Annotated in this window: 20 protein-coding genes and 1 tRNA gene; 4 read left to right on the top strand and 17 right to left on the bottom strand. The window is 39.6% G+C overall.

The window, feature by feature from the left end; all coding sequences use genetic code 11:
- Positions 1–5: 5 nt before the first annotated feature.
- The 4 genes from ORH16_RS05965 to ORH16_RS05950 form a co-directional block, all read right to left on the bottom strand.
- A complete protein-coding gene (locus tag ORH16_RS05965; RefSeq protein WP_265457113.1) occupies positions 6–3,419 on the bottom strand; it encodes an FtsX-like permease family protein in 3,414 nt (1,137 codons plus the stop codon).
- A 10-nt stretch (positions 3,420–3,429) separates the two neighbouring features.
- Entirely contained in the window at positions 3,430–4,131 is a 702-nt protein-coding gene (locus tag ORH16_RS05960) for an ABC transporter ATP-binding protein (RefSeq protein ID WP_265457111.1), read from the bottom strand.
- A 142-nt stretch (positions 4,132–4,273) separates the two neighbouring features.
- The gene (nagA, locus tag ORH16_RS05955; protein ID WP_265457109.1) at positions 4,274–5,428 is read right to left on the bottom strand and encodes an N-acetylglucosamine-6-phosphate deacetylase; all 1,155 of its coding nucleotides are present in this window, start codon (positions 5,426–5,428) and stop codon (positions 4,274–4,276) included.
- An 86-nt stretch (positions 5,429–5,514) separates the two neighbouring features.
- A complete protein-coding gene (locus tag ORH16_RS05950) occupies positions 5,515–6,342 on the bottom strand; it encodes a helix-turn-helix domain-containing protein (protein ID WP_265457108.1) in 828 nt (275 codons plus the stop codon).
- A 120-nt stretch (positions 6,343–6,462) separates the two neighbouring features.
- Here ORH16_RS05950 and ORH16_RS05945 point away from each other — a divergent pair, with 120 nt between their 5' ends.
- Positions 6,463–6,657 (top strand): hypothetical protein, encoded by a 195-nt coding sequence (locus ORH16_RS05945; protein WP_265457107.1) that lies wholly within the window; start codon positions 6,463–6,465, stop codon positions 6,655–6,657.
- Positions 6,658–6,797: 140 nt separating this feature from the next.
- On the opposite strand, the gene ORH16_RS05940 is transcribed toward ORH16_RS05945, so the two are convergent.
- The 3 genes from ORH16_RS05940 to ORH16_RS05930 form a co-directional block, all read right to left on the bottom strand.
- Complete coding sequence (locus ORH16_RS05940) at positions 6,798–8,021, bottom strand: pyridoxal phosphate-dependent aminotransferase (protein WP_265457105.1); 1,224 nt, start codon at positions 8,019–8,021, stop codon at positions 6,798–6,800.
- A 195-nt stretch (positions 8,022–8,216) separates the two neighbouring features.
- The gene (locus ORH16_RS05935; protein ID WP_265457103.1) at positions 8,217–9,794 is read right to left on the bottom strand and encodes a DUF975 family protein; all 1,578 of its coding nucleotides are present in this window, start codon (positions 9,792–9,794) and stop codon (positions 8,217–8,219) included.
- Between the two features lie 52 nt (positions 9,795–9,846).
- Positions 9,847–11,019 (bottom strand): pyridoxal phosphate-dependent aminotransferase, encoded by a 1,173-nt coding sequence (locus tag ORH16_RS05930; protein ID WP_265457101.1) that lies wholly within the window; start codon positions 11,017–11,019, stop codon positions 9,847–9,849.
- A gap of 168 nt (positions 11,020–11,187) precedes the next feature.
- On the opposite strand from ORH16_RS05930, the gene hisC reads away from it, so the two are divergent.
- Positions 11,188–12,240: a histidinol-phosphate transaminase gene (hisC, locus tag ORH16_RS05925; RefSeq protein WP_265457099.1), complete on the top strand. Its 1,053-nt coding sequence runs from the start codon at positions 11,188–11,190 to the stop codon at positions 12,238–12,240.
- Positions 12,241–12,349: 109 nt separating this feature from the next.
- On the opposite strand, the gene ORH16_RS05920 is transcribed toward hisC, so the two are convergent.
- The 6 genes from ORH16_RS05920 to ORH16_RS05895 form a co-directional block, all read right to left on the bottom strand.
- Positions 12,350–12,856 (bottom strand): type II toxin-antitoxin system Phd/YefM family antitoxin, encoded by a 507-nt coding sequence (locus tag ORH16_RS05920; protein ID WP_265457098.1) that lies wholly within the window; start codon positions 12,854–12,856, stop codon positions 12,350–12,352.
- Positions 12,857–13,130: 274 nt separating this feature from the next.
- Positions 13,131–15,308 carry a heavy metal translocating P-type ATPase gene (locus ORH16_RS05915; RefSeq protein WP_265457096.1) on the bottom strand — a complete coding sequence of 726 codons (2,178 nt, stop codon included), beginning with the start codon at positions 15,306–15,308 and terminating at the stop codon, positions 13,131–13,133.
- Positions 15,308–15,517 carry a copper chaperone CopZ gene (copZ, locus tag ORH16_RS05910; RefSeq protein WP_265457095.1) on the bottom strand — a complete coding sequence of 70 codons (210 nt, stop codon included), beginning with the start codon at positions 15,515–15,517 and terminating at the stop codon, positions 15,308–15,310. Before copZ ends, ORH16_RS05915 begins: the two co-directional genes overlap by 1 nt.
- A 22-nt stretch (positions 15,518–15,539) precedes the next feature.
- Entirely contained in the window at positions 15,540–15,992 is a 453-nt protein-coding gene (locus ORH16_RS05905) for a CopY/TcrY family copper transport repressor (RefSeq protein WP_265457093.1), read from the bottom strand.
- A 113-nt stretch (positions 15,993–16,105) separates the two neighbouring features.
- Positions 16,106–17,548 (bottom strand): APC family permease, encoded by a 1,443-nt coding sequence (locus tag ORH16_RS05900; protein WP_265457091.1) that lies wholly within the window; start codon positions 17,546–17,548, stop codon positions 16,106–16,108.
- A gap of 276 nt (positions 17,549–17,824) precedes the next feature.
- A complete protein-coding gene (locus ORH16_RS05895) occupies positions 17,825–19,900 on the bottom strand; it encodes a heavy metal translocating P-type ATPase (protein ID WP_265457089.1) in 2,076 nt (691 codons plus the stop codon).
- Between the two features lie 178 nt (positions 19,901–20,078).
- Here ORH16_RS05895 and ORH16_RS05890 point away from each other — a divergent pair.
- Together ORH16_RS05890 and ORH16_RS05885 are read left to right on the top strand one after the other, a co-directional pair.
- A tRNA-Leu gene (locus ORH16_RS05890) sits at positions 20,079–20,161 on the top strand.
- Between the two features lie 58 nt (positions 20,162–20,219).
- Positions 20,220–20,420 carry a hypothetical protein gene (locus ORH16_RS05885; protein WP_265457087.1) on the top strand — a complete coding sequence of 67 codons (201 nt, stop codon included), beginning with the start codon at positions 20,220–20,222 and terminating at the stop codon, positions 20,418–20,420.
- Between the two features lie 190 nt (positions 20,421–20,610).
- On the opposite strand, the gene ORH16_RS05880 is transcribed toward ORH16_RS05885, so the two are convergent.
- The 4 genes from ORH16_RS05880 to ORH16_RS05865 form a co-directional block, all read right to left on the bottom strand.
- Positions 20,611–21,465, bottom strand: a complete 855-nt coding sequence (locus tag ORH16_RS05880; RefSeq protein WP_265457085.1) for a hypothetical protein — start codon at positions 21,463–21,465, stop codon at positions 20,611–20,613.
- A gap of 366 nt (positions 21,466–21,831) precedes the next feature.
- Entirely contained in the window at positions 21,832–22,365 is a 534-nt protein-coding gene (locus tag ORH16_RS05875) for an FMN-binding protein (RefSeq protein WP_265457084.1), read from the bottom strand.
- Between the two features lie 254 nt (positions 22,366–22,619).
- Positions 22,620–23,471: a DUF1803 domain-containing protein gene (locus ORH16_RS05870; RefSeq protein WP_265457082.1), complete on the bottom strand. Its 852-nt coding sequence runs from the start codon at positions 23,469–23,471 to the stop codon at positions 22,620–22,622.
- A gap of 187 nt (positions 23,472–23,658) precedes the next feature.
- Positions 23,659–24,585, bottom strand: coding sequence for a manganese-dependent inorganic pyrophosphatase (locus ORH16_RS05865; protein WP_265457081.1), 927 nt, complete (start codon positions 24,583–24,585; stop codon positions 23,659–23,661).
- Between the last annotated feature and the right edge of the window lie 18 nt (positions 24,586–24,603).

Genomic DNA, 24,603 nt, shown 5'->3' with positions numbered 1-24,603 from the left:
CAAAACTATTCATTTGATTTTAAAGCTTCAATCATGTCAACTTTTTTCAGCTTCTGATGCATAAACAAGCCAACAATTAAAGTGAACAATAAGGTAATCAAACTAGCGTATAGATAACTAAGCAGATGAATGTCCGGACTAAACATAATCATATCGACCTCAACAGTTTTTAACACATATGCGTGTTCAATATTTCCTAAGAATAATCCAAAGAAAATCCCGATAAAGGTCAAAATAATATTTTCCCGATAGACATACATGGTGACTTCTTTATCGTAAAAGCCCAAGACTTTAATCGTCGATAGTTCACGAATTCGTTCTGAGACATTGATATTTGTTAAGTTATACAAGACGATAAAGGCCAACAAGCCAGCGGAGATTATCAAGACCCACACAACAATATTCAAACTATTTATCGTGTCTCCCAAAGCGTCCCGTGATTGAGAAATAAAACTGATATTCACTACTTGAGAATCCGCCATAATTTGATTGGCGGCTTGATTTTCTTCGTCAGTGCTTAAATCTTTAGAAAACAAAAGTAAATCACTATTATAATCCGGTGACTGATTAAAAACTTCTTGATAATAATCTGGCGTCAAATAAGCAAAATGACCTGTATAATTTTCCGCAATATGGGCGATTTTCACTTGGTACTCCCCACCATCGCTGTCAGTCAGAGGGAAGCTGTCTCCCACCTGTAAATCATACATCTCTGCTAATTTTTCATTGATGATGGCGCCGCTATCATCCAAAGTATATTCTTCGCCTGTTTTTCGGTCATTGAATAAAACAAAATCTGACATTCTTTCAGGATTTTCTGGAACATAGACTGTTACATCGCGGGTGGTTTCACCACTTTTTTCCAGCTGCAAAGTTTGATTACTGAAAAACATATCGCCGGAAAAATCAGCGACATCAGCTAAAATCGCTTCATAGTCTGTGGTTTGCTCCTCGTCAGGCTCTTCATTAAAGGTTACAACAGCACTGTAATGCCAAATTTTATCAAATTGGATGGTCACGATATCTGAAATCGAATCCCGCAAACCAAAACCCGTAATAATCATTGACATACAGCCGGCAATTCCCAAAATTGTCATCAGCATCCGCTGCTTATAGCGGAATAGATTACGCATGGTCACCTTTTGAATAAAACTCAGGCGTTGCCAAATTGGTGTCAACCGCTCTAAGAAAATCCGTTTGCCAGCCTTTGGTGCTTTAGGTCGCATTAAACTGGCAGGCGTTGCCAATAAATCTATGCGTAAAACTAATAAGGCGGTACCGACTGTACATAAAATCGCCACGATAATTGCAATCACTGCGTAGTTCAAATGCCACGGTGAAACAAAGTTGCCGATATTATACAGCTGACCATAGGCGGTAAAAATAATCACTGGAAATAGATAAAAGCCCAAAGCGAGCCCAGCAAAGGCACCAGTAATTCCCGCTAAACTTGCGTAGATAATAAATTTCATCGAGATGGCTGAATTGCCATAGCCTAATGCTTTAAAGGTTCCAATTTCTGAGCGTTTTTCTTCCACCATGCGGGTCATCGTCGTTAAGCTGACCAAGGCGGCAATCAAAAAGAAAATAATCGGAAAAACGGTGGCCAAAGAAGAAATTCGATTGGCATTATCTTCAAACTCACTATATCCGGGATTATCATTTCTAGTTGAGTACGTATAATCACTGGCTGTCAGCTGATCTAATTCATTCTGCTGCTCTGCAATTTTACTTTTGGCATCAGCAAGCTCCGGTTCTTTTTCCGCTAATTGACTTTGGTATTCAGCCAAGCCTTCATCATAGGCAGCCTGTGCCTGATCCAATTCCTGTTGAGAAGCATCAATTTGTCCTTGGCCTTCTGCTATCGCTGTTGCCAATTGATCTTTAGCAGCCTGAAGTTGCTGACGGCCGCTGTCAATTTGACTTTGGCCATTCGCCAGTTGCGTCTCGGCTGATTGAATCTGCGCTAAACCATCATTGTACTGCTGTACCTGACTGTTAATTTCTGCAATGCCAGCATCGATTTGATTGAGACCATTTTGAATTTCTTGGGCTTGAGCCGTCAATTGATTTTGGTATTCGCTAAGAGCGCCGATACTGATTTGCAAATTTTCACGACTAGGATCAACAACAAAGGTTTGCAAAACGCCGGCTACTTCTGCTGGCAGCTGCCCTAGACTAGCCGCAACACCTTGAGCTAATTGCGGGGCCAAGATGGCATATTCTTCGTCACTCGTTTGTGAAGCGAGGGAAAGCTGATTGAACAAGCTTTCCAAACTCTGCTGTGCTGCGGTAATTTGGTCGAGACCTGCTTGCGCCTGACTTCTTTGCTGCTGTAAATCCGTTAATGAATTTTTCGCGGCTTCAACTTGGCCGGCATTTGCGGTCAGCTCATTTTTGCGACTAGCTAAAGTTTGCCGATTATTATCCAGCTCGGTTTGCGAAGCATTCAATTGTGCTTCACTTTGATCAATTTCAGCTTGCGCTGAAGCTGTTTGAGTGGCTAATTCCTGCCGGGCAGCCTCTAACTGGCTCTGACCATCAGCTAACTGAGCAGCCGAATCTTCCAGGGTGGTCTGCGCATCCGCTAAAGCTTTCTCCCCATCGGCAACCTCTTGACTAGCCTCATCAATTTGCTCTTGAGCCTCAGCTTTTATTTCAGACACCCGTTCAGCTGGTCGTTCAGCTAGTTCCTGCTCCAACTGTGTTTGATTGGTCGCTAAAGTATCCTCGTAAGCTGTTGAATAAGCCGGCAAGTCAGCTAAATCTTGATAAGTAATATAAATTGTCGAATAGACGTCTGCTGTTAAGTTTTCCTCAAACACCACCGCAAAATAATCCACTGAACCAGTACCAACATTTGTATAGCCACGGGAAACATTTTCCACATAGGTCGGTGAATTTACAAAGCCGACAACTGTATAAGCATAATTTGCTAGTAGCCCGTCCACGTCATCATCTTCAGAAACTTCATAGCTGTCGCCAATTTGATAACTGCCGCTTAAAGCCTCTCGATTGTCTAAAGCAATCTCATCAGCTTTTTCAGGTAAGCGGCCGTCAACTATATTGTATTGATTGATTTTTTGCTCTGGTGTATAACCATAAAATCGCACTACTGCCGTTTGCGACGTTAAATTTATATCCGCAAATTTAAACGCCTCAGCGCTTGCGACATTTTCATCTGTCTGGACAATCTTTAAATCATCCTCTGTCAATCCTAGACTAGAGATGATTTGATTGTCGGCTAAATGTTGCTGTTGATAATAATTGGTGGCAGTCTGGAGCATGTCAGGGCCAGTTGCCCCAATCCCTACAAAAAAAGCAACCCCCAAAAAAATAATTCCAAAGATTGAAAGAAAGCGGGTTTTCGTCTGCCAAATTTCCCGCAGACTGGTCTTAAGCATCATTGACTTTTTCATTTACTGCCTCCTACCACTCAATTTCAGTAATCGGCAGTGGATTTTCGTTAAGTTTAATGCTTCTAACCTTCGCATCGTTAATGCGAATCACACGGTCAGCCATCGGCGCAATTTGCGAATTATGGGTAATAATTAAAACCGTTGTACCGGTTTCCTTTGCAGTATCCTGCAAAATTTTTAAAATCTGCTTCCCGGTTTCATAATCCAAAGCTCCAGTAGGTTCATCACATAATAATAATTTCGGGCGCTTGGCAATCGCCCGAGCAATCGTCACCCGTTGCTGCTCACCACCGGACAATTGAGCAGGAAAATTATTCATGCGCTCACCGAGTCCGACAGATTTTAAGACGGATTCAGCATCTAAGGCGTCTTTAACAATTTGAGCGGCCAGTTCAACATTTTCTTTGGCGGTTAAATTGGGGACTAAATTATAAAATTGAAAAACAAAGCCGACATCATCACGACGATACGTAGTCAACTGTTTTTCATTGAAATTGGCAATATCGGTGCCATCAATAATAATCTGGCCCTCATCGCAGCTGTCCATGCCACCTAAAATATTTAAGACGGTGGATTTACCTGCGCCACTTGGTCCTAGAATAACGCAGACCTCACCCTTTTCTACATCAAAGGTGATACCATCATTGGCAACTATTGTTGTGTCTCCCATTTGATAGCGTTTATATTCGTTAATAACCTCAAGGTAACTCACATTCATCACTCCTCCCATAGATTTTAACATAACTAAGGTTTAAGAACTTCTAAAAAGCTGTCAGTCAGCTGAGATTTTTCCACAAAAAAATCAGACCCACAAGCAGTCTGATTTTCCCATTTATTTATGAACTGGAAATGACTTATTCGGCGTGGTAACGTTCGACACCGTCAAGATAAGTTGCAACTAATTCCATGTCTTTATCTAATACAATAAAATCAGCTGCTCGGCCGTTGGCAATTGAGCCACATTGGTCAGCAATTTTACAGCTGACAGCTGGCACATAGGTAGCCATCATAATTGCTTCTTCCGGTGTTGCAATGTTCCAATCCACCACATTTTTAATGGCTTCTTTCAATTTTAAAATGCTGCCGGCTAAACTACCAGAGTCCTTTAAACGAGCCGTTCCTTCAGCAACGACGACAGGGAATTCTCCTAACATGTAATCGCCATCCGGCATGCCACCCGCCATCATGCAATCGGTAATTAGTGCCACATGATCATGACCGACTTTTTCCATTAGGATATCGGCTGCATTGGGGTGCACATGATGCCCATCACAAATTAATTCAGAAAAAACGTGCTGTAATGACATCAAGGCGCCAACCATTCCTGGTTCCCGATGATTCAATGCCCGCATGCCATTGTAAGCATGAACAAAAACGCTAGCACCAGCCTCGACTGCTTCAGTGGCTTCAGCTAAAGTAGCATTGCTGTGTCCTAAAGAAACTACCACACCCTGATCCGTTACCGCTTTGACAAATTCTTTGACTCCTTCACGTTCAGGAGCTAAAGCAATTTTTTTAATTAATCCACCAGAAGCTTCTTGCCATTCGTTAAATGTGTTTAAATCAGGGTCGCTGAAATAACTTGGGTTTTGGGCGCCTTTATGCTCAGGAGTGAAGAATGGGCCTTCAAAATAAATCCCTTGAACCTTGGCACCAGGTACTTCTTGATAGACTTCGCCAATTGTTTTAGCAACCGCTAATAAACGTTCCTTGGTTGAGGTTAACGTTGTTGGTAAAAAGGAAGTCACGCCACAAGAAAGCAGGCCCTCTGACATTACTTTCAAACCTTCAGCATCGTTATCCATCACATCATGGTTTAAAAAACCATGAATGTGGGTATCGACTAGGCCGGGGGCAATCCACTGTCCTGTGTAATCAATGATTTCAACTTCACCTGTCGGTACTGCTTGATAAAAATCACCGAAAAAACCATCGGTAATTTCTAAATAACCTGGCCCTTTAACATCACTTGGATAAAAAAATTTGTCTGCATAGATAAACCGTTTCACGCTTCATCATCCCTTCAATTCCATTGATATGTACCCCTATAAATTACTCCTAAAAGTAAAAATAGTCAACAAAAGGTCTACACCATTTATGTCGCAGTGACAATTTTTTTCAGCTGCAAGGACAGCTTGTGGTATTTGTCAGCTTTATCAATATTTCCCTGGAAAGAATAATAATCCCGCTTTAATTCAAATAACTGATCGACGAAATAATAACTATTTTTTTTGTGGGCCAAATCTAAGCCCTTATCAATCATTTCCATCGAGGTCTCATAATAGCCTTGTTTTTGCAAAAAACTCGCGTAGTTAAAGAAGATTTTGATTGATTCAGCCGCTGCTCGCTCATTAGGTATGTCAGCGAACAATTCGACGCTTCTGCTCATATAATATTCGGCTTTATCACTCTTGCCCATTTCAGCATAAACTTTCCCTGTACAGCTGATTAGCTGCACATCTTCGTCTTTTGCACTCAGATGACTTACATTTCCAATGTAATTTAAGCCAGTTTTCAAATATTTAAGAGATTTCTCTAAATTACGATGCAGATAATATTCGCAACTTCCCATATAATAGTAAAAAAGTAAGAATTCTTTTTCACTAAATAAAAAATCGATGATGTTTGATGAGGAAATTTTAATAGATAATTCTTGAAAGCGGTTGTGGCGATACAAGTCGGCAAATTGTTCAAAAAGCATCACGTTGTCAGTTTTTTCAAAGACGTTGTGATTGACAACTTGATCGATAGAAACCCCTAAGCGGTCACACAATTGCTGAACTACTAGGACATTCGGCAGTTCAATATCCCCTTCAATTCGACTGAGGACACTTTGGGAACAAATATTTTCACAAAGCATTTTTTGGGTCATATTGCGTTCTTTTCTAATTTTTCTCAAGACTTGACCTAAAGATTTTTCCACAAAATTTCCCCCTTTTTAAAATTATGCGAATTCGCATTTTGTTATCATAATACTTTATATCATAATAATGTCAAGGTAAATGAATAGTCATATTATTTTTTTAAGGTTGAGGTGGTTGAGATGTCCGAAACATACGGTCAAAAAGTAACATTTAACTTGGAGAAAGCAAAACATTGCGGCTACATTGAAAAGGAGTATGAAAATTCTTATTTAGTCCATGTAAACGATCCATCCGCAGATATGGTAGAGAAGTATACCAATCGCATGATTGTTTCAAAAAAGAATTGCGAGCTAATTGCGGATAAAGCCGTGTAGCTTTTCACATTTGTCAAAATCCAAAAAGGCCATAACACTTGTCGAACTTAAGGAGTTCTTCAGGTTGTCTGTAATGCATCATAACAGACAACCTGAAAGGAATTCTGACAGCCGACTCGCTGTTATGGTCTTTTCTTTGTTTAACGATGCTTTTGTTTATAGGTACTTAAAAATTCCGCCATCTTATCCATCGTCAATTTTAAATCCTCCATCCGAGGCAGGTAAACAATTCTAAAGTGATCAGGTGTCTGCCAATTAAAGCCGCCCCCGTGAACCATTAAAATATGGTGTTTATGCAAGAAGTCTAAAATAAATTGTTCGTCATCGACAATATTGAAGCGGGCTGTATCGATTTTAGGAAAGATATAAAAAGCTGCCTTGGGTTTGACTGCGGAAAGCCCCGGGATGCTTTGAATCGCATTATAGACGTATTCCCGCTGCTCATAAATTCGGCCTCCCGGCAATAATAGCTCGTCAGCACTCTGATAGCCTCCGAGAGCCGTTTGAATAATTTGTTGGGATAAAACATTTGAACAGAGCCGCATTGACGACAGCATGTTTAACCCCTCAATATAGCCCTGCACATTTTTTTTATTGCCGCTCAAGACCATCCAGCCCACTCTAAAGCCGGCTACCCGATGAGACTTAGATAAACCGCTAAAGGTCACCACAAATAAATCAGGGGCCAGAGTTGCAATCGGAATATGTTTAAAGCCGTCCATAATCATCCGGTCATAGATTTCATCAGAATAAATGATCAATTCATTTTCCCGGGCAATTTCAACAATGCCCTCTAAAATTTCTTTTGGATAAACAGCTCCCGTTGGATTATTAGGGTTGATAATCACGATGGCCTTCGTATTGCTGGATACTTTTTTGCGAATATCTGCTAAATCAGGAAACCATTCTGCCTCTTCATCACAAATATAATGCACCGGTGTGCCACCTGCTAAAGAAACAGAGGCCGTCCACAAAGGATAATCCGGCATCGGCACCAAGACTTCATCGCCAGTGTCTAATAAGCCCTGCATCGACATTGTAATTAACTCGCTGACACCATTACCTGTGTAAATATCATTAATCGTAACATTGGGAAATTTTAATAATTGATAATATTGCTCAATCGCTTTTCGTGCAGAAAAAATCCCTTTAGAATCAGAATAGCCTTCTGACTCTCTGACATTCAAGATGAGATCTCTAACAATTTCATTTGGCGCATCAAAGCCAAATGGTGCAGGATTCCCAGTATTTAATTTTAAAACGCTGATGCCTTCTTCCTTCATTCGATCGGCTTCGTCTAAAACCGGTCCCCGCACATCATAGCTGACATGCTCTAGTTTTTGTGATTTATCAAAATTACGCATAAGGCATCCCTCTCTGAATCTTTTATTTTTACCTTTTCAAAATTTTCTTTAGTAAGATTAAATTACCTCGAACACAAGGATTTTGCAATTAAAATTCTGAAAAACAAACTTATTTTAAAAAAAGACCCTCATCAATAGCTGATTGAGGGTCTTATTCAAACACATTTTTAAGCAAATTGTGTTGAGGGTAATCTTTTATTCGAACGATGATTTCTTTTCAGCAGAATCAGAATCCGCTGCTTTAGTTTCTTCTGTTGCAGAATCTTCATCAAAGGTTGCCTCTGTCAAATCAGTGGCGGTGTTTGCCGCTTGCTCCGCAGTTTCTGATTGGCTTTGAAATTCCTCTGTATCAGAATTTCCAATTGTCTCAACAGTGTCTGAGTGTTGACTAGTTTCCTCAGCCGACTCTTTCTTTTCAGCGGTTGGTTGGTTGAAGGAATAAGATGGTTTTTCAAAAATTCCTGTTGGCTCAGATTCTTCTTGAGTTTCAACAACCGTTTCTGTAATGACTGGAGCTTTTGGAGTTTTTGAAACTTCTGTAACTACTGATTCGTTTGATTGGTTTACTGATTCATTGAACTTATTATCATTCTGAGGTACTGGGTGAAAAACTGGCTTTGCAGTTAGCTCGCTATTGGTATATTTTCTTTTCTCAAAATAAATCTCATCAAAGAAAGCTGCTTCTGACGTGTAATAATAAGGCATCACATAGAAACTAGCAAAGCCTAAGCTATAGGCTTGTGCTAAAAACCACCAGAAGAAGGAGAGATTAAAAATTAAATATTCAATCTTATAGCCCCGCATTAATTCTTCACTCAGGGCAATTGCCTTAGAGGAATTCAAATCAGGTTCTCGTTTTAATAGATAGTTGGTCATGCTGTAGCTGGCTGTTTTAACTAGGCCAGGAATAACAAACAAAAAGCTCCATAAGGTAGTAAAGATGGCAATCTTAACATTTGACCAAAGAACAACCCCGAATTGCTTGCGGATTTTCTTGAGGCTATCTTTAAAATTGAAGTTCTCACCATCAATAGTATCAATCCCCGTCCAGCGTAACAGTGGAACATAAACACAACTATACACCAGTGACACGGCAATGATAAAAGCAATAAAGATAAAGCTGATGAAAAATGATAAAAATGGGTTGCTGCGGCGTGGCATTTCCGTGTAACCGGACTCTGGGAAATAAGGTTCAAAATCATTGTTCATCGGTGACACTTGATTCAAGGTCGGTGCTGAACCTGGTAGCTGATAGCTATTACCCTCAAGTGAATAACCTAAGTAATCTTCCCACGCTTCATCATAGCTATAATAATAGGCATCTAAAGTCCCTTCATTGAAATCATCCGAGCCTAAATATTGCACAGGCCGACCTTCAATATTGGCTAAAATTGCTTGGTCTGAAGATAAGGTGCCCCAATACTCGGTACCATCTTCTTGGTCCTGCCAGCCCTGCAAATAACCAGCTTGATAACCTAAGGCATAGCCGTAGTTATATGCCGGCGTATAGGAAGATTCTTCATAGGTGTAATAATCATCGTCCCAATAGTCATCCCAAAAATCGCTGTCGTAATCCTCTTCGTAATAACTATCCTCATAGCCGCTGGAATAATTATCCGTATAACTTAAGACACTAGCGATTCCCAAAAATATAAAGGAAAAAAAGAAAGTGATTGCCATAATTGCAAAAGGAATGATAATAAAAACACTCCATTTACCATATTTTCCCTTTAAGGAACGTTGTGCTAGTTCCTTCAGCTCTTTTCTTAACATTCAAGCGCCCTCCTGCTGCGTGATTTCAAAAAACATTCTTTTATAAAGATAATTATACCTCATTTTGAATGTAAGTAGTTAGTCGGACCATCGCATCTGTTAAATTTTCCATTGATGCAGCGTAACTAATTCTGACATAGCCCTCTGCCTCTGGACCAAAAGCGATACCGGGGATAATTGCCAGCCCAACTTTTTCCGCTAAATCCAAACAAAATTTCATTGAGTCCTGAGTTTGACCCACAGGAATTTTTGCAAAAATATAAAAGGCGCCATTAGGATGGGCAATTTCAAAACCCAGTGGTGTCATTTGGCGAATTAAAAAATCCCGCCGTTTGATATATTCTGTTTTCATTTCCTGAGCATCATTGATGCCCTCAATCAAGGCTTGCACGGCCGCCTTTTGCGAAATCGTCGAAGCCGCTGTCACTAAATATTGATGAACCTTCATCAATTCAGCCGTCAGCTCCTGTGGGGCAAAGATAAAGCCAATGCGCCAGCCAGTCATTGCATGGGATTTTGACAAGCCGTTGATTAAAATTGTTTGTTCTCTTAAATATTCAGCAATTGACACATGCTGCCCTTCATAGGTCAGCTCGCTGTAAATTTCATCGCTGATAACAAAGATATCATATTTTTTTAATGTTTCAGCTAGCGCCTGAACCTCTTCGCGATTATACGTCACACCTGTGGGATTACTAGGATAATTTAAAATAATTGCTTTCACCTGCTCACCATGAACTGCCATCGCTTGATCAATCATCGCTGGAGATAAAATAAAATCATTTTCCGTTGTATCGATATAAATCGGCTCCGCATTCGCTAGTGTAATCACTGGCTCATACCCTGGATAAATCGGCGCCGGCAATAACACTTTATCGCCGGGTTGCAAAATTGCCAGCAAGCTAGCAGAAATCGCTTCGGTTGCACCGACTGTTACGAGGACTTCATTTTGTGGATTGTAGTCCACAGCATATTTTTCTTTTAAAAAGGCCGCTGCCGCTGTTCTGACATCAATCAAACCAGACATGCCAGTATAATGGGAAAAGTTATCCGAAATAGCCTGTGCTCCAGCTTCTTTTACATGATTTGGCGTATTAAAATCCGGCTCCCCCAAAGTTAATTTTAAAATATTCGGGATATCTGTGACTTGCTCGTCGAAACGGCGAATCAAAGACACTTGGATTTTATCCACCTGCGGATTAAAACGCTGTGTTAAATTATTCATCATTTAGCCTACCTTTTCCTGCTTAAATTTTCAGTTTATTGTACCATATTTCCAGCAATATGAAATTTCAATTGGGGAAATTTCTACTTTTCTTTTTAAATACTCATTTTATTCTTGCGAAAAGCTCTGTTTATGGGGCATAATAGACAAAAACATGGAGGTCTTCTTATGCGCGGTATTCGAAAAACTGAGCCTTACACAGCTGGCGAACAGCCTAATTTCACGGATATGATTAAACTCAATACCAATGAAAATCCCTACCCACCATCACCAAAAGTCAAAAAAGCTTTACAAGATTTTGATTATGATCAATTAAAACGTTACTCTTCACTGGACCAACGACCACTAAAAGAAGCTTTAGCCGAAAAATTTCAGCTTGCTCCAGAAAATTTTATTATCGGTAACGGCTCCGATGAAGTTCTTGCGTTTTGCTTTTTGGCTTTTTTTAATAGCGAGTATCCGGTGCTCTTTCCGGACATCACCTATGGCTTTTACCCTGTCTGGGGAGACCTTTTCAAAGTCCCGATTCAGTTAATCCCCTTACGAGAAAATTTTAAAATCAATTTAGCTGACTACAAAACGGAAAACGGCGGAGTCATTTTGACAAATCCAAATGCGCCAACGGGGGACTATCTGTCTGTAGCTGACATCGAAAAATTTTTACAAGCAAATACTGAGTCAGTTGTCGTAGTCGACGAAGCTTATATTGATTTTGGCGGCACTTCCGTAATGCCGCTAATTGACAACTACCCTAATTTGGTTGTGGTGCACACCTTATCTAAAGGAGTTTCTTTGGCTGGTCTGCGTGTGGGTTATGCTGTAGCCCAGCCGACTTTAATTCAGGTTTTAGAAGGAGTTAAATCATCCTTTAATCCATATTCTGTTGATAGCCTGGCAGAAACTTTAGCAACGGCTGCCATTGAAGATGGTGAGTATTATCAAAACCTGCAAACACAAATTAGTGCAACCCGAGAAGCCTTTTCAAAAGATCTTTTAAAGTTAGATTTTGAAGTGCTCCCCTCTCTGGCAAATTTTGTCTTTGCCAAGCCGACTAAAATCTCTGCAGAAAAACTTTTTAACGAACTAAAGGCTCAGCATGTTTTTGTTCGCTATTTTAAGCAAGAACGTTTAAAAGATTATTTGCGTATTTCGATTGGGACTCCTTCAGAAATGACTAGAGTTACTCAAATTATTCAACAATTGCAACTGTCAGACGACTAAGCTTAATTTTACTTCAGCAAAGAATCTAAAAAAAACTCTTATGCAACTACTAATAGACAGCTACATAAGAGTTTTTTTCAAGAACAGAATTAATTAAAGCCTACTAACCTTATTCCACTCCGAGAAAGTACAATTTTTTGATAATGATTTTTTCAATTTGTTGCGCTTCAGGATCCAGCTCACCAACGATTTCTAGCGTTAAGTTCGGCCATTTCCAAGAACGATAAATAATTTTACCTGTTTCTGAAAGCTCTTGAATCATTTCTGTTAAACTCTGGTCAACATCTCTGCGGCTGACAAAGCCGTAGCCAACTAAGATATTGTCCATATTTTCAAAGCCAATTTTAGTTTCTTTGACTAAAGAATCCTTAACAGCTTCCTGCAATTTTTCTAGTAATTGCTGCTTACTGATTGTTGTCTTTTCGGCCTTCAAAGCTTCCAACTCTTCGACTAATTTTTCATATTGGTCTTTGGTGACCATCACGCCAGCAACTTTTTCCCGATTAAATATATATACCCCTGTACCTTCTTTACGGGCTTGCTCAAAAACCTCCATCGGTGACCGTTTCACTTCAGTGATGGAAGATGTGGGAACTTCTAATTTCTTTAACTCCATAAAACCCACGTACCCCTCTCAAAATTATCTTAGCCAATTATAGCATAAGAATCCGTGACTGGCAGAGTTTTTTGACTTAAAAAAACTTTTTAAAGTCTTTTTTCTAAAAACAAAAAGAAAGCCAGCTGATTGTTAAACAAATTGACTATTTGCGTAAAGCCTTAGTCATTTTACGGATACTTTTTACTTGCACAAAAGATAATTAAAAAATCTTTGACAGTAAGTTTACCGTAAACTATTTATTTAGACACGAAGAGCTAGCTCACATAACTTTTTATATTTTGCTGCGATTTAAACTCAAAGAATTTAACAAAACACTGACAGAGCTAAAGGCCATTGCCCCACCTGCAATAATCGGATTCAAAATACCAAAAGCGGCAAAGGGAATGCCAATCGTATTGTAGATAAAAGCCCAGAACAGATTTTGTTTAATTTTCCACAGGGTTAGTTGCGATAATCTCACCATTTTACTGAGGGATTTCAAATCACCATTCATAATGGTGACATCTGCTGTTTCCATGGCAATATCTGAGCCTGTCCCCATGGCGACGCCAATATCAGCTAAGGCTAGAGCTGGCGCATCGTTAATGCCATCGCCAACCATTCCAACTAAATCACCATTTTTTTGCAATTCCCCGACATAATTGGCTTTATCTTCTGGCAGCACTTCAGCAAAAATTTGTTCTGCTGTCAGTCCGACTTGCTGACCAATATATTGTGCAGCAGCCCGATTATCGCCTGTCATCATATAGACCTTAATTCCTCGATTTTGCAATGAGGCAATAGCCTCTTTTGAGGAAGCTTTAACTTGGTCGGCAACCGCAATCATTGCCAAGACTTCTGTTTGGTTGGCGAGAAACATCACCGTTTTACCCATGCTTTCTAGTTCTTGATATTGATTAAATGCTTGAGTTAATTGGATATCTAATGAATCTAATAGACGGACAGTCCCTGCAAAATACGTTTCCCCATTGATTGTCCCGCTGATGCCTTGTCCAGGTAAACTGCTAAAGTTTTCTACTGAAAAATCTTGCGAAAAGTTTTTTTCTTCAGCAAAATTAACAATCGCTTTAGCCAATGGATGTTCTGATTGTTTCTCCATTGCTGCAAAAATTTCTAACTCCACTTGGCCGCCAACTGTATCAGTAACAACCGGTTTGCCTTCTGTAATCGTTCCCGTTTTATCTAAGACGATACTAGACAAATGTGCAGCGCCCTCCAACGCTTGACCGCCTTTAATCAAAATTCCTTGCTTAGCCCCTAAACCAGTTCCTACCATAATCGCTGTTGGCGTTGCCAAGCCTAAGGCACACGGACAAGCAATGACTAAAACAGAGACCGCATGAATTAAAGCTGTCTGCCAATCGACTAAAAAGCCGGTAACTAAAAGCGTCACCAACGCAATTCCTAAAACAACTGGAACGAAAATGCTAGAAATACGGTCGGCAATCTTTTGAATGGGCGCTTTACTCCCCTGTGCTTCCTCCACCATTCGAATAATTTGCGAAAGAACTGAGCCTTCACCGACTTTCGTTGCTTTTACCGTCAAGCTACCATTAGTGTTGATAGTCCCACCAAAAACATTATCAGAAACCTGCTTTTCAACTGGCAAGCTTTCACCCGTCAACATGCTTTCATCAATAGCAGACTGTCCTGCCACCAAAATGCCGTCAACTGGAATTTGTTCGCCGGGTTTTACTAAAACTAAATCAGCGGTTTTGACCTGTTCAATCGGCAGTTTGACCTGCTGTCCATTTATTAAAACGGTCGCTTCTTTGGCTTGTAGGGCCATCAATTGCTTGATTGCATTGCCGGTTTTATTTTTAGCCGCCTGTTCTAAATATTTACCTAAAAGAATCAAAGTGATAATCATCGCACTGCTTTCAAAATACAGTTCCGTGTAATTTTCGCTGAAAAAACCATTATAAACACTTAATAAGTAGGCAGCGGAGGTCCCCATCGCCACCAACACATCCATGTTTGGTGCTAGCGTCTTTAAAGCGTGGTAGGCCCCTTTATAAAAGCGGGCTCCAATCCAAAATTGGACAGGAGTTGCCAAGACCAACTGAACAATTGGTCGATGGAAAAACATAACAATTCCGCTGTGATTGCCTAGAAGCATTAAAATCATCGAAATCATCAAAGGTGCAGTCAAAATTGTACTGACAATTAAATCACGTTTCATTTTTGCCACATAGGCTTTTTTCTCAGCCGCAATTTGCTGCTTATGGGCATCATCGTATAAAATCGCCCCATAGCCGATGTTTTCGACTGTCCCGATAATCTGCTCAGTACTTAAATCCTCTGCAAATTGGACTGTTGCTTTTTCGGTTGCTAAATTAACTGTCGCAGTTGTGACACCTGGCGTACTATTTAATTCTTTTTCCACTCTTGCCGAACAATTAGCACAGGTCATCCCTGTGATGACAAAAGTTTCTGTCTGGCTGCTCATTATAAGACCTCAGTTGCATACCCGACTTCTGTCACTTTATCGGCAATGGCTTGCGGGCTCACTTGACTTTCATCAAACTTAACCACCCCGTTTTCTTTTTTCAGATTAATTTTGACTTTTTCAATTCCCGGCAGGCTATTGATCCCTTCTTCCACACGAGCTACACAATGCTTGCAGGTCATTCCTTTAATTGCAAATTCTTTTTTCATGATAATTCCTCCATTTTTTTGTTTAAGCTGAATGATGGGAGCATTCACATTGTCCCGGAATACAATTGCAGGCAATCGTTTCCTTAGCAACTTTTTGCTCCAATAATTCTTTTAGCTGATCGATATCTGCTTGGGTTAACTCCGCTTGATCGACTAATTCTGATAAGGTTTGGCCAATTCGTTTGGCGCAAATATGGGAAAATAGATTTTCGGTTGCACTCCTAACAGTCGCTGATTCGCTGACAGCTGGATGATAAATAAATTTCTTGCCGACCTGCTCTGTCCAGACGACTTCTTTTTTAACTAATCTCCCCAAAAGTGTTTTGATTGTGGCCGGCTTCCAGTCCTTAGAATCCCCCAGCACGCCGATAATTTCTTGAGCACTGGCTTGTCCTAATGTCCAAATAACCCGCATGACTTCCCATTCAGAGTCGCTGATTTTTATTTGTTGATTGATTTGATCTAAAACGGGCATCTCGCACCTCCTCTGTTTACAATAGTAATCTTAAGATATTTTTAGTTTACAACTGTAATCAATAAAAGTCAATAAAAAAAATCAGGTTTCCCTGACTTTTTTATTGAATCAGATTATTCGGCTAATTCTTTATTTTTACCACGACGGGCAATAAATGGTAGCAACATACCTAACGCGATTAAAACTAACGGTGTGACAATGTTGGTTCCTAATTGGAAAATCCAACCTTGCGGGTCAACAGCATAATCGATTTTAGGAATCATCCCTAAAATACAAGCGAAGGCTGTAAAAGCAAAACACCAAGCCCCGAAGATAAAACCAACTTTTGGATTTTTAACAAATTTATATTCTGAATTAAATTCTTTGTAGGCTTTATTTAACAACATATAGGCTAAGAAGACCCACATATAACGCATCGGCATTACAACCGAATTTAAATTCGTCAACCAAGACACGATATGATTAAAATCACCAATACCAATCATTGGCAGCATGATAATAATGCTGACTAAAATACCCGTTAACAAGTAACCATTTTTCAATGTACCTTTTTTGGTTCGTTTTCTTAACCAAGCGGGAACAAATTGCGAATCAGCATCGTTTAATAAAATTTTCAACGGTGCATCAATTGAAAAAGCTAGCGCGGCAATTTGGCCAACGCCGTTAGTCAAGGCATAGATAAACATTAAAGCATTGCCTAGATGATAATGATTGCCTAAAATTTGGAAGGCTGCATAGGCACCATTGGCCATCAAATCTTCAGGAATTGCTGAGCTAGTGAAGAGCATGCCCATGGCCACAGAGCCCAATACCGCACAAATTCCGACCATTGCTGCTAAAAGAATCATCCCTTTAGGAAACTCTTTGGCAGGATTTTTAGTTTGGTTAACATATGGAGAAATTTTTTCGGCCCCACCAACGGCAAATACTAACATAGAAACTGTTGTAAAATAACCTAAGTCAAAGGTTGGAATATACGTTTTGACGTTGGTCATCTCTGGCGTTGCCACTGTAAAATCACCAATAAACGGAGCAGTCGCTGCTAATAAAATAAATAATAATGACATGACGAACATGGCTGTCCCGGCAATTCCACCGATAAATTTTAAAACGGACAGGCCTTTTGTTGACAGGTATAAAAACGCTAAGAAAATTACTAGTGAAGCTAAAGAAATCATCCCCACCGACATACCAGCTAGCATCGTGCCATCGCCTTTAATAGCCCAGCCGAGGGCAATCATAATCGCCTGTGGCTTTTGTGCCAAATAAGGAATGTGCACTACCCAATATGTCCATGCAGCGTAGTAAGCTAAGCGTTTTGAGTGAGATGTTTTTTCCACCCAAGAGCTGACCCCACCGTCACTGTCTTTAAAAGCTGAACCTAGTTGGCCAACAATTAAAGCATATGGAACAAAATACAATACCAGAATCAATATCCATGATGTGACCACTGATATCCCTTGTTGTGCATAGTTATTGACAACATTTCCCATGCCCCAAACCATGTTAAAGGCAATAAATGCTACCGAAAACCAGCGCAGCTGTTTATCATTCATGTGTTTCTCCCCTTAAAAATGCAAATAAGTACAAAACAATTTTACAGCAGTATAGACCACTAAAACAGCTTCTCAATAACTATCTGGCAATAAATTTAGTTTCCCTTCATTTTCATTCGACTTAATCTTGTAAAGTAACCATTCAATTTTAATTTTTCCGTCACTTTTTAGCCATAAAAAATAAAAAACGCCGACTTATCCTTGATAAGCCAGCGTTTAATTATGAGCAAGGTTTCTGCTTAGAAATTGAAAAAAAGTTTATCTGAAGGTTATTTTCTAATCTTTTGTTCTTAACGCCCGCATGGCATTTAAAACGGCTATTAGAGTAACGCCGACATCAGCAAAGACGGCTGCTCCCATTGAAGCAAAACCAACAGCTCCTAAAGCTAAGACTAACACTTTGATACCGATTGAAAAAATAATGTTTTGTTTGACAATTCGCAATGTTTTTTTAGAAATGGCAATCGCTTTTGGTATTAGTGAAGGTGCGTCATTCATAATCACGACATCAGCTGCTTCAATCGCTGCATCACTACCTAAGCCACCCATCGCAATGCCTAAATCAGCACGAGCTAGCACCGGAGCATCATTCATGCCATCGCCGACAAAAGCAATCTTTTGATTATCTGCCATCAGTTCTTCTAATTTTTCAACTTTTCCTTCAGGTAACAAATCCCCATATACTTGATCGATGCCTAATTTTTCAGCAATCGCAGTCCCGACCTTTTGATTATCCCCGGTCAGCATGACTGTTTGCTTGATGCCGGCTTGATGTAATTGTTGGATGCTTGTTTGGGCATCCGCTTTTACTTCATCGGCAATAATCAAATAACCTAAATAGTCGTTATCTTCAGCGAGATAAATAATTGTTCCGACTGTGGTGACTTTGGGTACTAAAATACCTAACTCTTCCATCAATCGCAGATTACCTGCGGCGATTCTTTTTTGATTGATTGTAGCCAACACGCCAGCTCCAGAAATTTCTTGAATATCTTCAACTGGTAATAGCTCGCCTTGATAAGCCTTTAAAATTGAAAGGGCGATTGGATGACTGGAATTTGCCTCAACACTCGCTGCTAATCTTAGAAAATCTTTTTCAGGCAGACTAGTCGCAATCTCTTGGACTTCAAAAACACCTTTGGTTAACGTGCCTGTTTTATCAAAAACAACTGTTTCCACTTGAGAAAGCAGTTCTAAATAATTACTGCCTTTGACTAAGACACCTGCCTTGCTGGCCCCGCCAATTCCGCCAAAGAACGTCAATGGTACTGAGACCACTAATGCACAGGGACAAGAAATAACCAAGAAGGTCAATCCGCGATAAATCCATTCAGACCACGCTTGTTGAAATAGTAACGGTGGTACGACAGCCAACAAAAGTGCCAAAATAACTACAACGGGTGTGTAAATGCGGGAAAATTTCGTAATAAAATTTTCCGCTGGCGCTTTTTTGCTGCTGGCATTTTCAACTAAATCTAAAATTCTGCTGACCGTTGAATCCGCAGCATTTTTTTCAACTGTGATCTGAATAACGCCCGTTTGATTCACAAAACCGCTCAGAATTTGATCGCCAACTACTAATTTCCGCGGTACGGCTTCTCCCGTCAAAGCCGAGGTATCCACCATTGTTTCTCCATTGGAAATAATTCCATCCAATGGAACTCTTTCACCTGGTTTGACAATAATTTCTGCACCGACTGCAACCTCTTGCGGCGGGACCTCTTGTTCACCAGTCGCCGTCCTAAGATTGGCATAATCAGGACGAATTGCCAACAAGCCTTTAATCGATTTACGAGATTTTCCGACCGCCACACTTTGAAATAACTCGCCGACTTGATAAAAAAGCATAACCGCCACGGCTTCTGGATATTCACCAATTAGCATTGCGCCAATTGTTGCAACCGCCATTAAGAAATGTTCATCGAACACTTGCCCCTTGATAATATTACGGGCAGCCGTCAACACAACATCGCCACCAATGAATCCATATAGGAGCAAGAAACCAATCAACCTTGGCAAATCATTTAAATTAGCGAGACTTAAAATAATTAATGCAACAAATGAAAGAGCTATCCGCCAGATATCTTTTTTCAAATGGCTGTCATCATGTTGGTGCCCATCAGATTGTTGACTTAAATCAATCATCTCAACATCTGGTTCTAACTCATGAATAATCGTTTGCGCTTGTTTTTCCACCTTAGCAAAGTCTTCGGCAGGACAAGTAATTGCCATCTTTGTTTGCACAAAATTAACCGTTGCTGCTTGTACGCCATCAATTTTTTTGACCGCTGTTTCAATTTTTGCAGCGCAATTACCACAGTCTAAATTTTTCAACTCATATGTTTTTTCCATCTGACTAACCTCCTTAAAACCTTTACATGAATTTATCTTCATGTATATAATAAATGAATCGCCATTCATATGTCAAGTCTTTTTGTGCTTTTTTTCAAAAATAGTTTGACAGATGAGCTGCAAAAATTTACTATATAAAAAGTGATGAAATTATTTTTAATTGATTGCCAGTAAATCCGCAGAAGTGGTGGAACGGCAGACACGCTATCTTGAGGGGGTAGTGAGCACACGCTCGTGCGGGTTCAAATCCCGTCTTCTGCATTTGTAAAGTTGTTGGCAATTGTCAGCAGCTTTTTTCTTTTATTAGGAGGGTTAGAAAATGAAGGAGCAACCCGAAGAACCTCAAGAAGATAAACAAGATGGCTTTTATAGTTTATTAGGAATGCTGACTGGTTTGCTGATTGCTCTAGCCACCAGTAATTTTCCCTTAGGACTTATGTTAGGTGTGATTATCAGCATTGCAATGGAATGGGCCCACAACCTTTATGCTCTCTACTTAAAAAATAAAGATGACCAGTAGATTTTACACAGACTACTGGATTTTTTTAACACCCAGTTAGCAGATTAAGAATTTTAGAAAATAGCCACAACAAAAAAACTTTCCCAATGATTGAGAAAGTTTTTTTCATGTACTTCAATTTAAATTGTTGCTCAAATTCACTGCCTTTTAACAAAAGAGTACGCATATCAGCAGAAAAATTCTTTCACCATTAGTCTTCCGGAAAATAGCTGTGATGATCGGCTTCCTTTGTATCGTCTTCAATCAAGCCACTTAAAGAACGTTCCAAGATTGACTTTCCTTTATTTTTTTCACTATTATTGCGCTTTTTGCCAATTTTTTTGTATTCGCTGCGGGTCATAGCGGTGGGTTCTTCGCTGTTGCCAAAACGTCGCACAGTTGGCTCTTCTTCTGTATCTTTGACTTGATAAGCAGCTGGTTCATTATCAAAAACTAAAAACGATTGGCTATCTTTCTTCATGGCCTTCAGTAGTTCATCATTCGTAAATTCATTTTCGACTTTATCAGTAATAACAGAAGCTGGCACATAGGTCGGCTCAAAAGTTGGCTCACTTGATTTAAAATTATAATCCTTGTGCATTTGAACTGAGGCATCATAAGGATCGCTATGGGCTCTGCGGACTACATAGCTCGCCCGACCAGGTCCCCGATTACCAAAAATATTGGTTTTACCAGTGCGAGTTTTTTCGGGGTACTGGGGTTTTGAATAGTCTGGCAAGTTTGCCCGGTGCTTTTCAATTTCCTTTTGCTGTTCAATGGACAGTCCAGCCCGCTCACTAATTCCTTTATTGTGCCGGCGATACGTCCGTTCTTCACTGGATCTAACCGGTTCATCAAAACGAACAGCCGACTCGGTGCGCAACGGCGGAACTACATCAGCTCTGACTTGATTTTCATAGCGGCGATTTTCATGAGGGGGAGCTGTAATCAGCGACTCTCCTCCACCAAAAATATCACGTTTTTCTCGATATATTTTTACCCCAGTCTCATCGTCGTAAGCGGGGAATCTAGCGTGTCTGCGTTTGACTTCGATTTTTTCTTCCATAGTTATAACCACCATTTTTTCTTATGTCCTTTTAATTTTAACATAACAATTGCGATTATTCTACAGCTAATCCTTTCAGATAAGGGCTTCATAATTTTTTAAATTTCATTTTTTTCAAAAGGAAAAAACAAAAAAGACTAGCTTGAAGTGACCTTAAAAAGTTAGAAATTTGCTCTGACTTTTGAGGTAGCTTCTTCAGCTAGTCTTTTTTATCAATATAGTGTTGCAATAAAATCTATTCATTCTTTAGGTATTTTTCTTTTCTAGTAGTTACTTTTTCAAGTAGCCAGCTTAAAAAGAAAGCTTATTTTTTTGAGTTATGAACGCAGTTAAATTTGCCCGTGCAAAATTCGGATAAATCTATTTTTATTCTGCAGCTAATGTAACGACAGCTGTTTCAGTGTCACCTTTTGCCGCATTTTCTAAAGCGGCGTCAGCTAAGACTTTAAAGTCTCCAGAAGAATGGGTGGCACCAGTTACTGCATCAATACTTGTTGTCGATTGTGTTTTAACCAATTCATCTTCTAAAGTTTTCATATATTCTTCAGGATAAGTCCCATTAGATGCTTCCATTTTTTCTTTGTATGATTCATCGGCAGTTTTCAAATTGCCGCTTTCGTCCTTCGCGTCAAAATCGACCATTGTAATTTTACCGTCAGCAATTGTCACCGTGACATATTCTTTGTAGCCATTGCTATAGTCACTTGCTTCAGCAGTGTATTCGCCGTCCTGCCAAGCTTCTGTAGTTGCATTAGTCGAGCTTTCTGTTGTGCTTGTTGCCATTGAAGAAGATTCCATAGAACTAGAACTGCTGGAAGCTGTTGAATTATCACTGCCGCAAGCCCCTAATAAAACTAGTGTTGCCAATGTTGCTATACCTAAACCAAGCTGTTTTTTCATATAAATCAGTTCCCCTCAAATAAATATTGTTATTTTACAAAGACCAGATTAGCACTTTGTGTCACAATCTTCAAATAAGATTTTTTGTGAAAATGAAATTTGACCACTCGTGAATTCACTTATAAAAACTTTCTATTTATAAGCTATCCCCATATTATGACAAGTGAAAAAAAGATACTTTTTGAAATTTTCACAAACCATCCTGTACTCTATCATTATTTTTTAATAAAACTATTTCGAAGGGTTTTCTTTGCTTAATCTCGATAAAATTTTAATGATTTAAATGCTAATTTCTCCATGAAAAAATCTAACAGAAGGAGCTTCTCATAATTTTTCTGAGAAGATGATGGAAAAGTTAAGACTTTGTTCAAAATTTTACGAAGTTGCTGGTCTATCTCAGGTAACTTGACAAGTTTGATGGCGCTGAAATCTGTCGTTATCCACTCGCTTAAGCTCGCTGCCTGTAAAAATACACTAGGACGCAGTTTAGTCCCCTTTCCCTTCGCAACTTTTTCAAAGATGTGCTCGACTTGATTGAAAAAATATTCTGGATTTACATCCCCAAGGAGCGTTTCAAAAGGTTCTAAAACCTTCGGAACAGCTTGGCCACTACCGCTGAAACTGAAATAATCCACCAATTCAGACTCATAATTAGCACGCTGAATCAGATGAAAAAAAAGCAGTCCGCTATCGTTGCCCGCCTGTCTCAATTCAAAAAAGTTTTGTTTTGTCTCGGTTAAAAACAAATAATCCTCAGTCAGCTGCTCTTGATAGAAATAATAGAGAAAGGCTGACTGCTCTTCAAGAGATATTTTTTTTAATGCTTCAATGACGGATAATAGCTCTGATGTTTCGTCTAATTTTTCAGCTGTTTTGACAACCGGAACTAATAAACGATAACGCCGGTCTTTTCTTTCAATCCAACCGGCCTTCACTGATGCCTCCAGCATTTTTTCAAAGCGTCCTTCAGAAAACTGCTGCTTTAGTTGTCTTAAAATAATCTCCTTTGCTCGATTCTCCCAAAGGTAATCAAAGAGCTGTGTTAATAATGGATCCGCTGCTAATTTTTGCAGCTCTTTATTTTGCGTTTGAATCTGAATTTCCATCTCATCACCTCAAAAAAACTGTGCCCAGCTGCTTATCTTCAAACATTTCTCCACAACTTTAAGTGTAAAACAGAGCTACTGCACAAGTTTTGTAAGTACTTGGCAGTTGAACATTTTCAACAAAAAAAGTCATCACCTTAAGGGAGAAACATTAAAAGATTACAGCTGTCGCACAGTCCAAATTTCCTTAATTAAATTGTTCAGTTAATTGTGGCACGATTTGTTTCTTACGGGAAACAACACCCTTTAAAAAGGCCCGATTGTCGACTAATTTGATGTTAAAGGCTTGTTCGACCTTATCTAAGTAATCGCCAATCACTAAAATTTCAGAGTCACTATCTAATATGTTGGTGATGATTAAGATAAACAAATCATAGCTGTTTTTAGCAATTTCAGCTGCCATCGCCGCTTCTAACTCACCTTGACGGTTAATCATCTCTTGTAAGTCGACAGTATTCACTTGGGCAATGCGGATAGTCTGGTCCCCCATTGGAAAACTCTTGGCATCTAAATCCAATAGTGTTTCAGCTGACTTATCCGCCAAATTAGTGCCAGCCTTTAACATCGCTAAGCCGTACGTGTCTAAATCAACATCGGCAATCTCAGCTAATTCTTTGGCAGCTGTCACATCTTCATCAGTACAGGTTGGTGATTTAAATAATAAAGTATCTGAAACAATCGCTGAGAGCATCATGCCAGCCACTTCTTTTGTGACAACGGCATTGTTTTCTTTAAACATTTTATAGACAATTGTACTTGTGCAGCCAACTGGTTCTGCCCGATAGTACAAAGGATTAGCTGTTTCAAAATTAGCAATCCGGTGATGGTCAACAACTGAAAGAATTTCAACTTCGGCTATATCGGTAACGCTTTGTTGGAATTCATTATGGTCGACTAGCATAACATTCTCAGTTTCATTGGCAACTGTCGTCACAACTCGGGGGGCTGGCACATTAAAGTAATCCAAAGCAAATTGAGTTTCTTCGTTTGGTGTATCTAAAGCGACTGCTTCAGTATCTTTACCCAAAGCATTTTGTAGGCTGCTGAAGGCAATTGCAGCGCCAATCGCATCTGTATCTGGGTTTTGGTGACCGAAAACTAAAATTTTTGACATGGAAAACGCTCCTTTGAT

The organism is Enterococcus sp. HY326, from assembly GCF_026157065.1.
Classification (GTDB): Bacteria; Bacillota; Bacilli; order Lactobacillales; family Enterococcaceae; genus HY326.
Note: the sequence above shows the minus strand (reverse complement) of the source record. Positions and strands in the feature narration are given on the sequence as shown.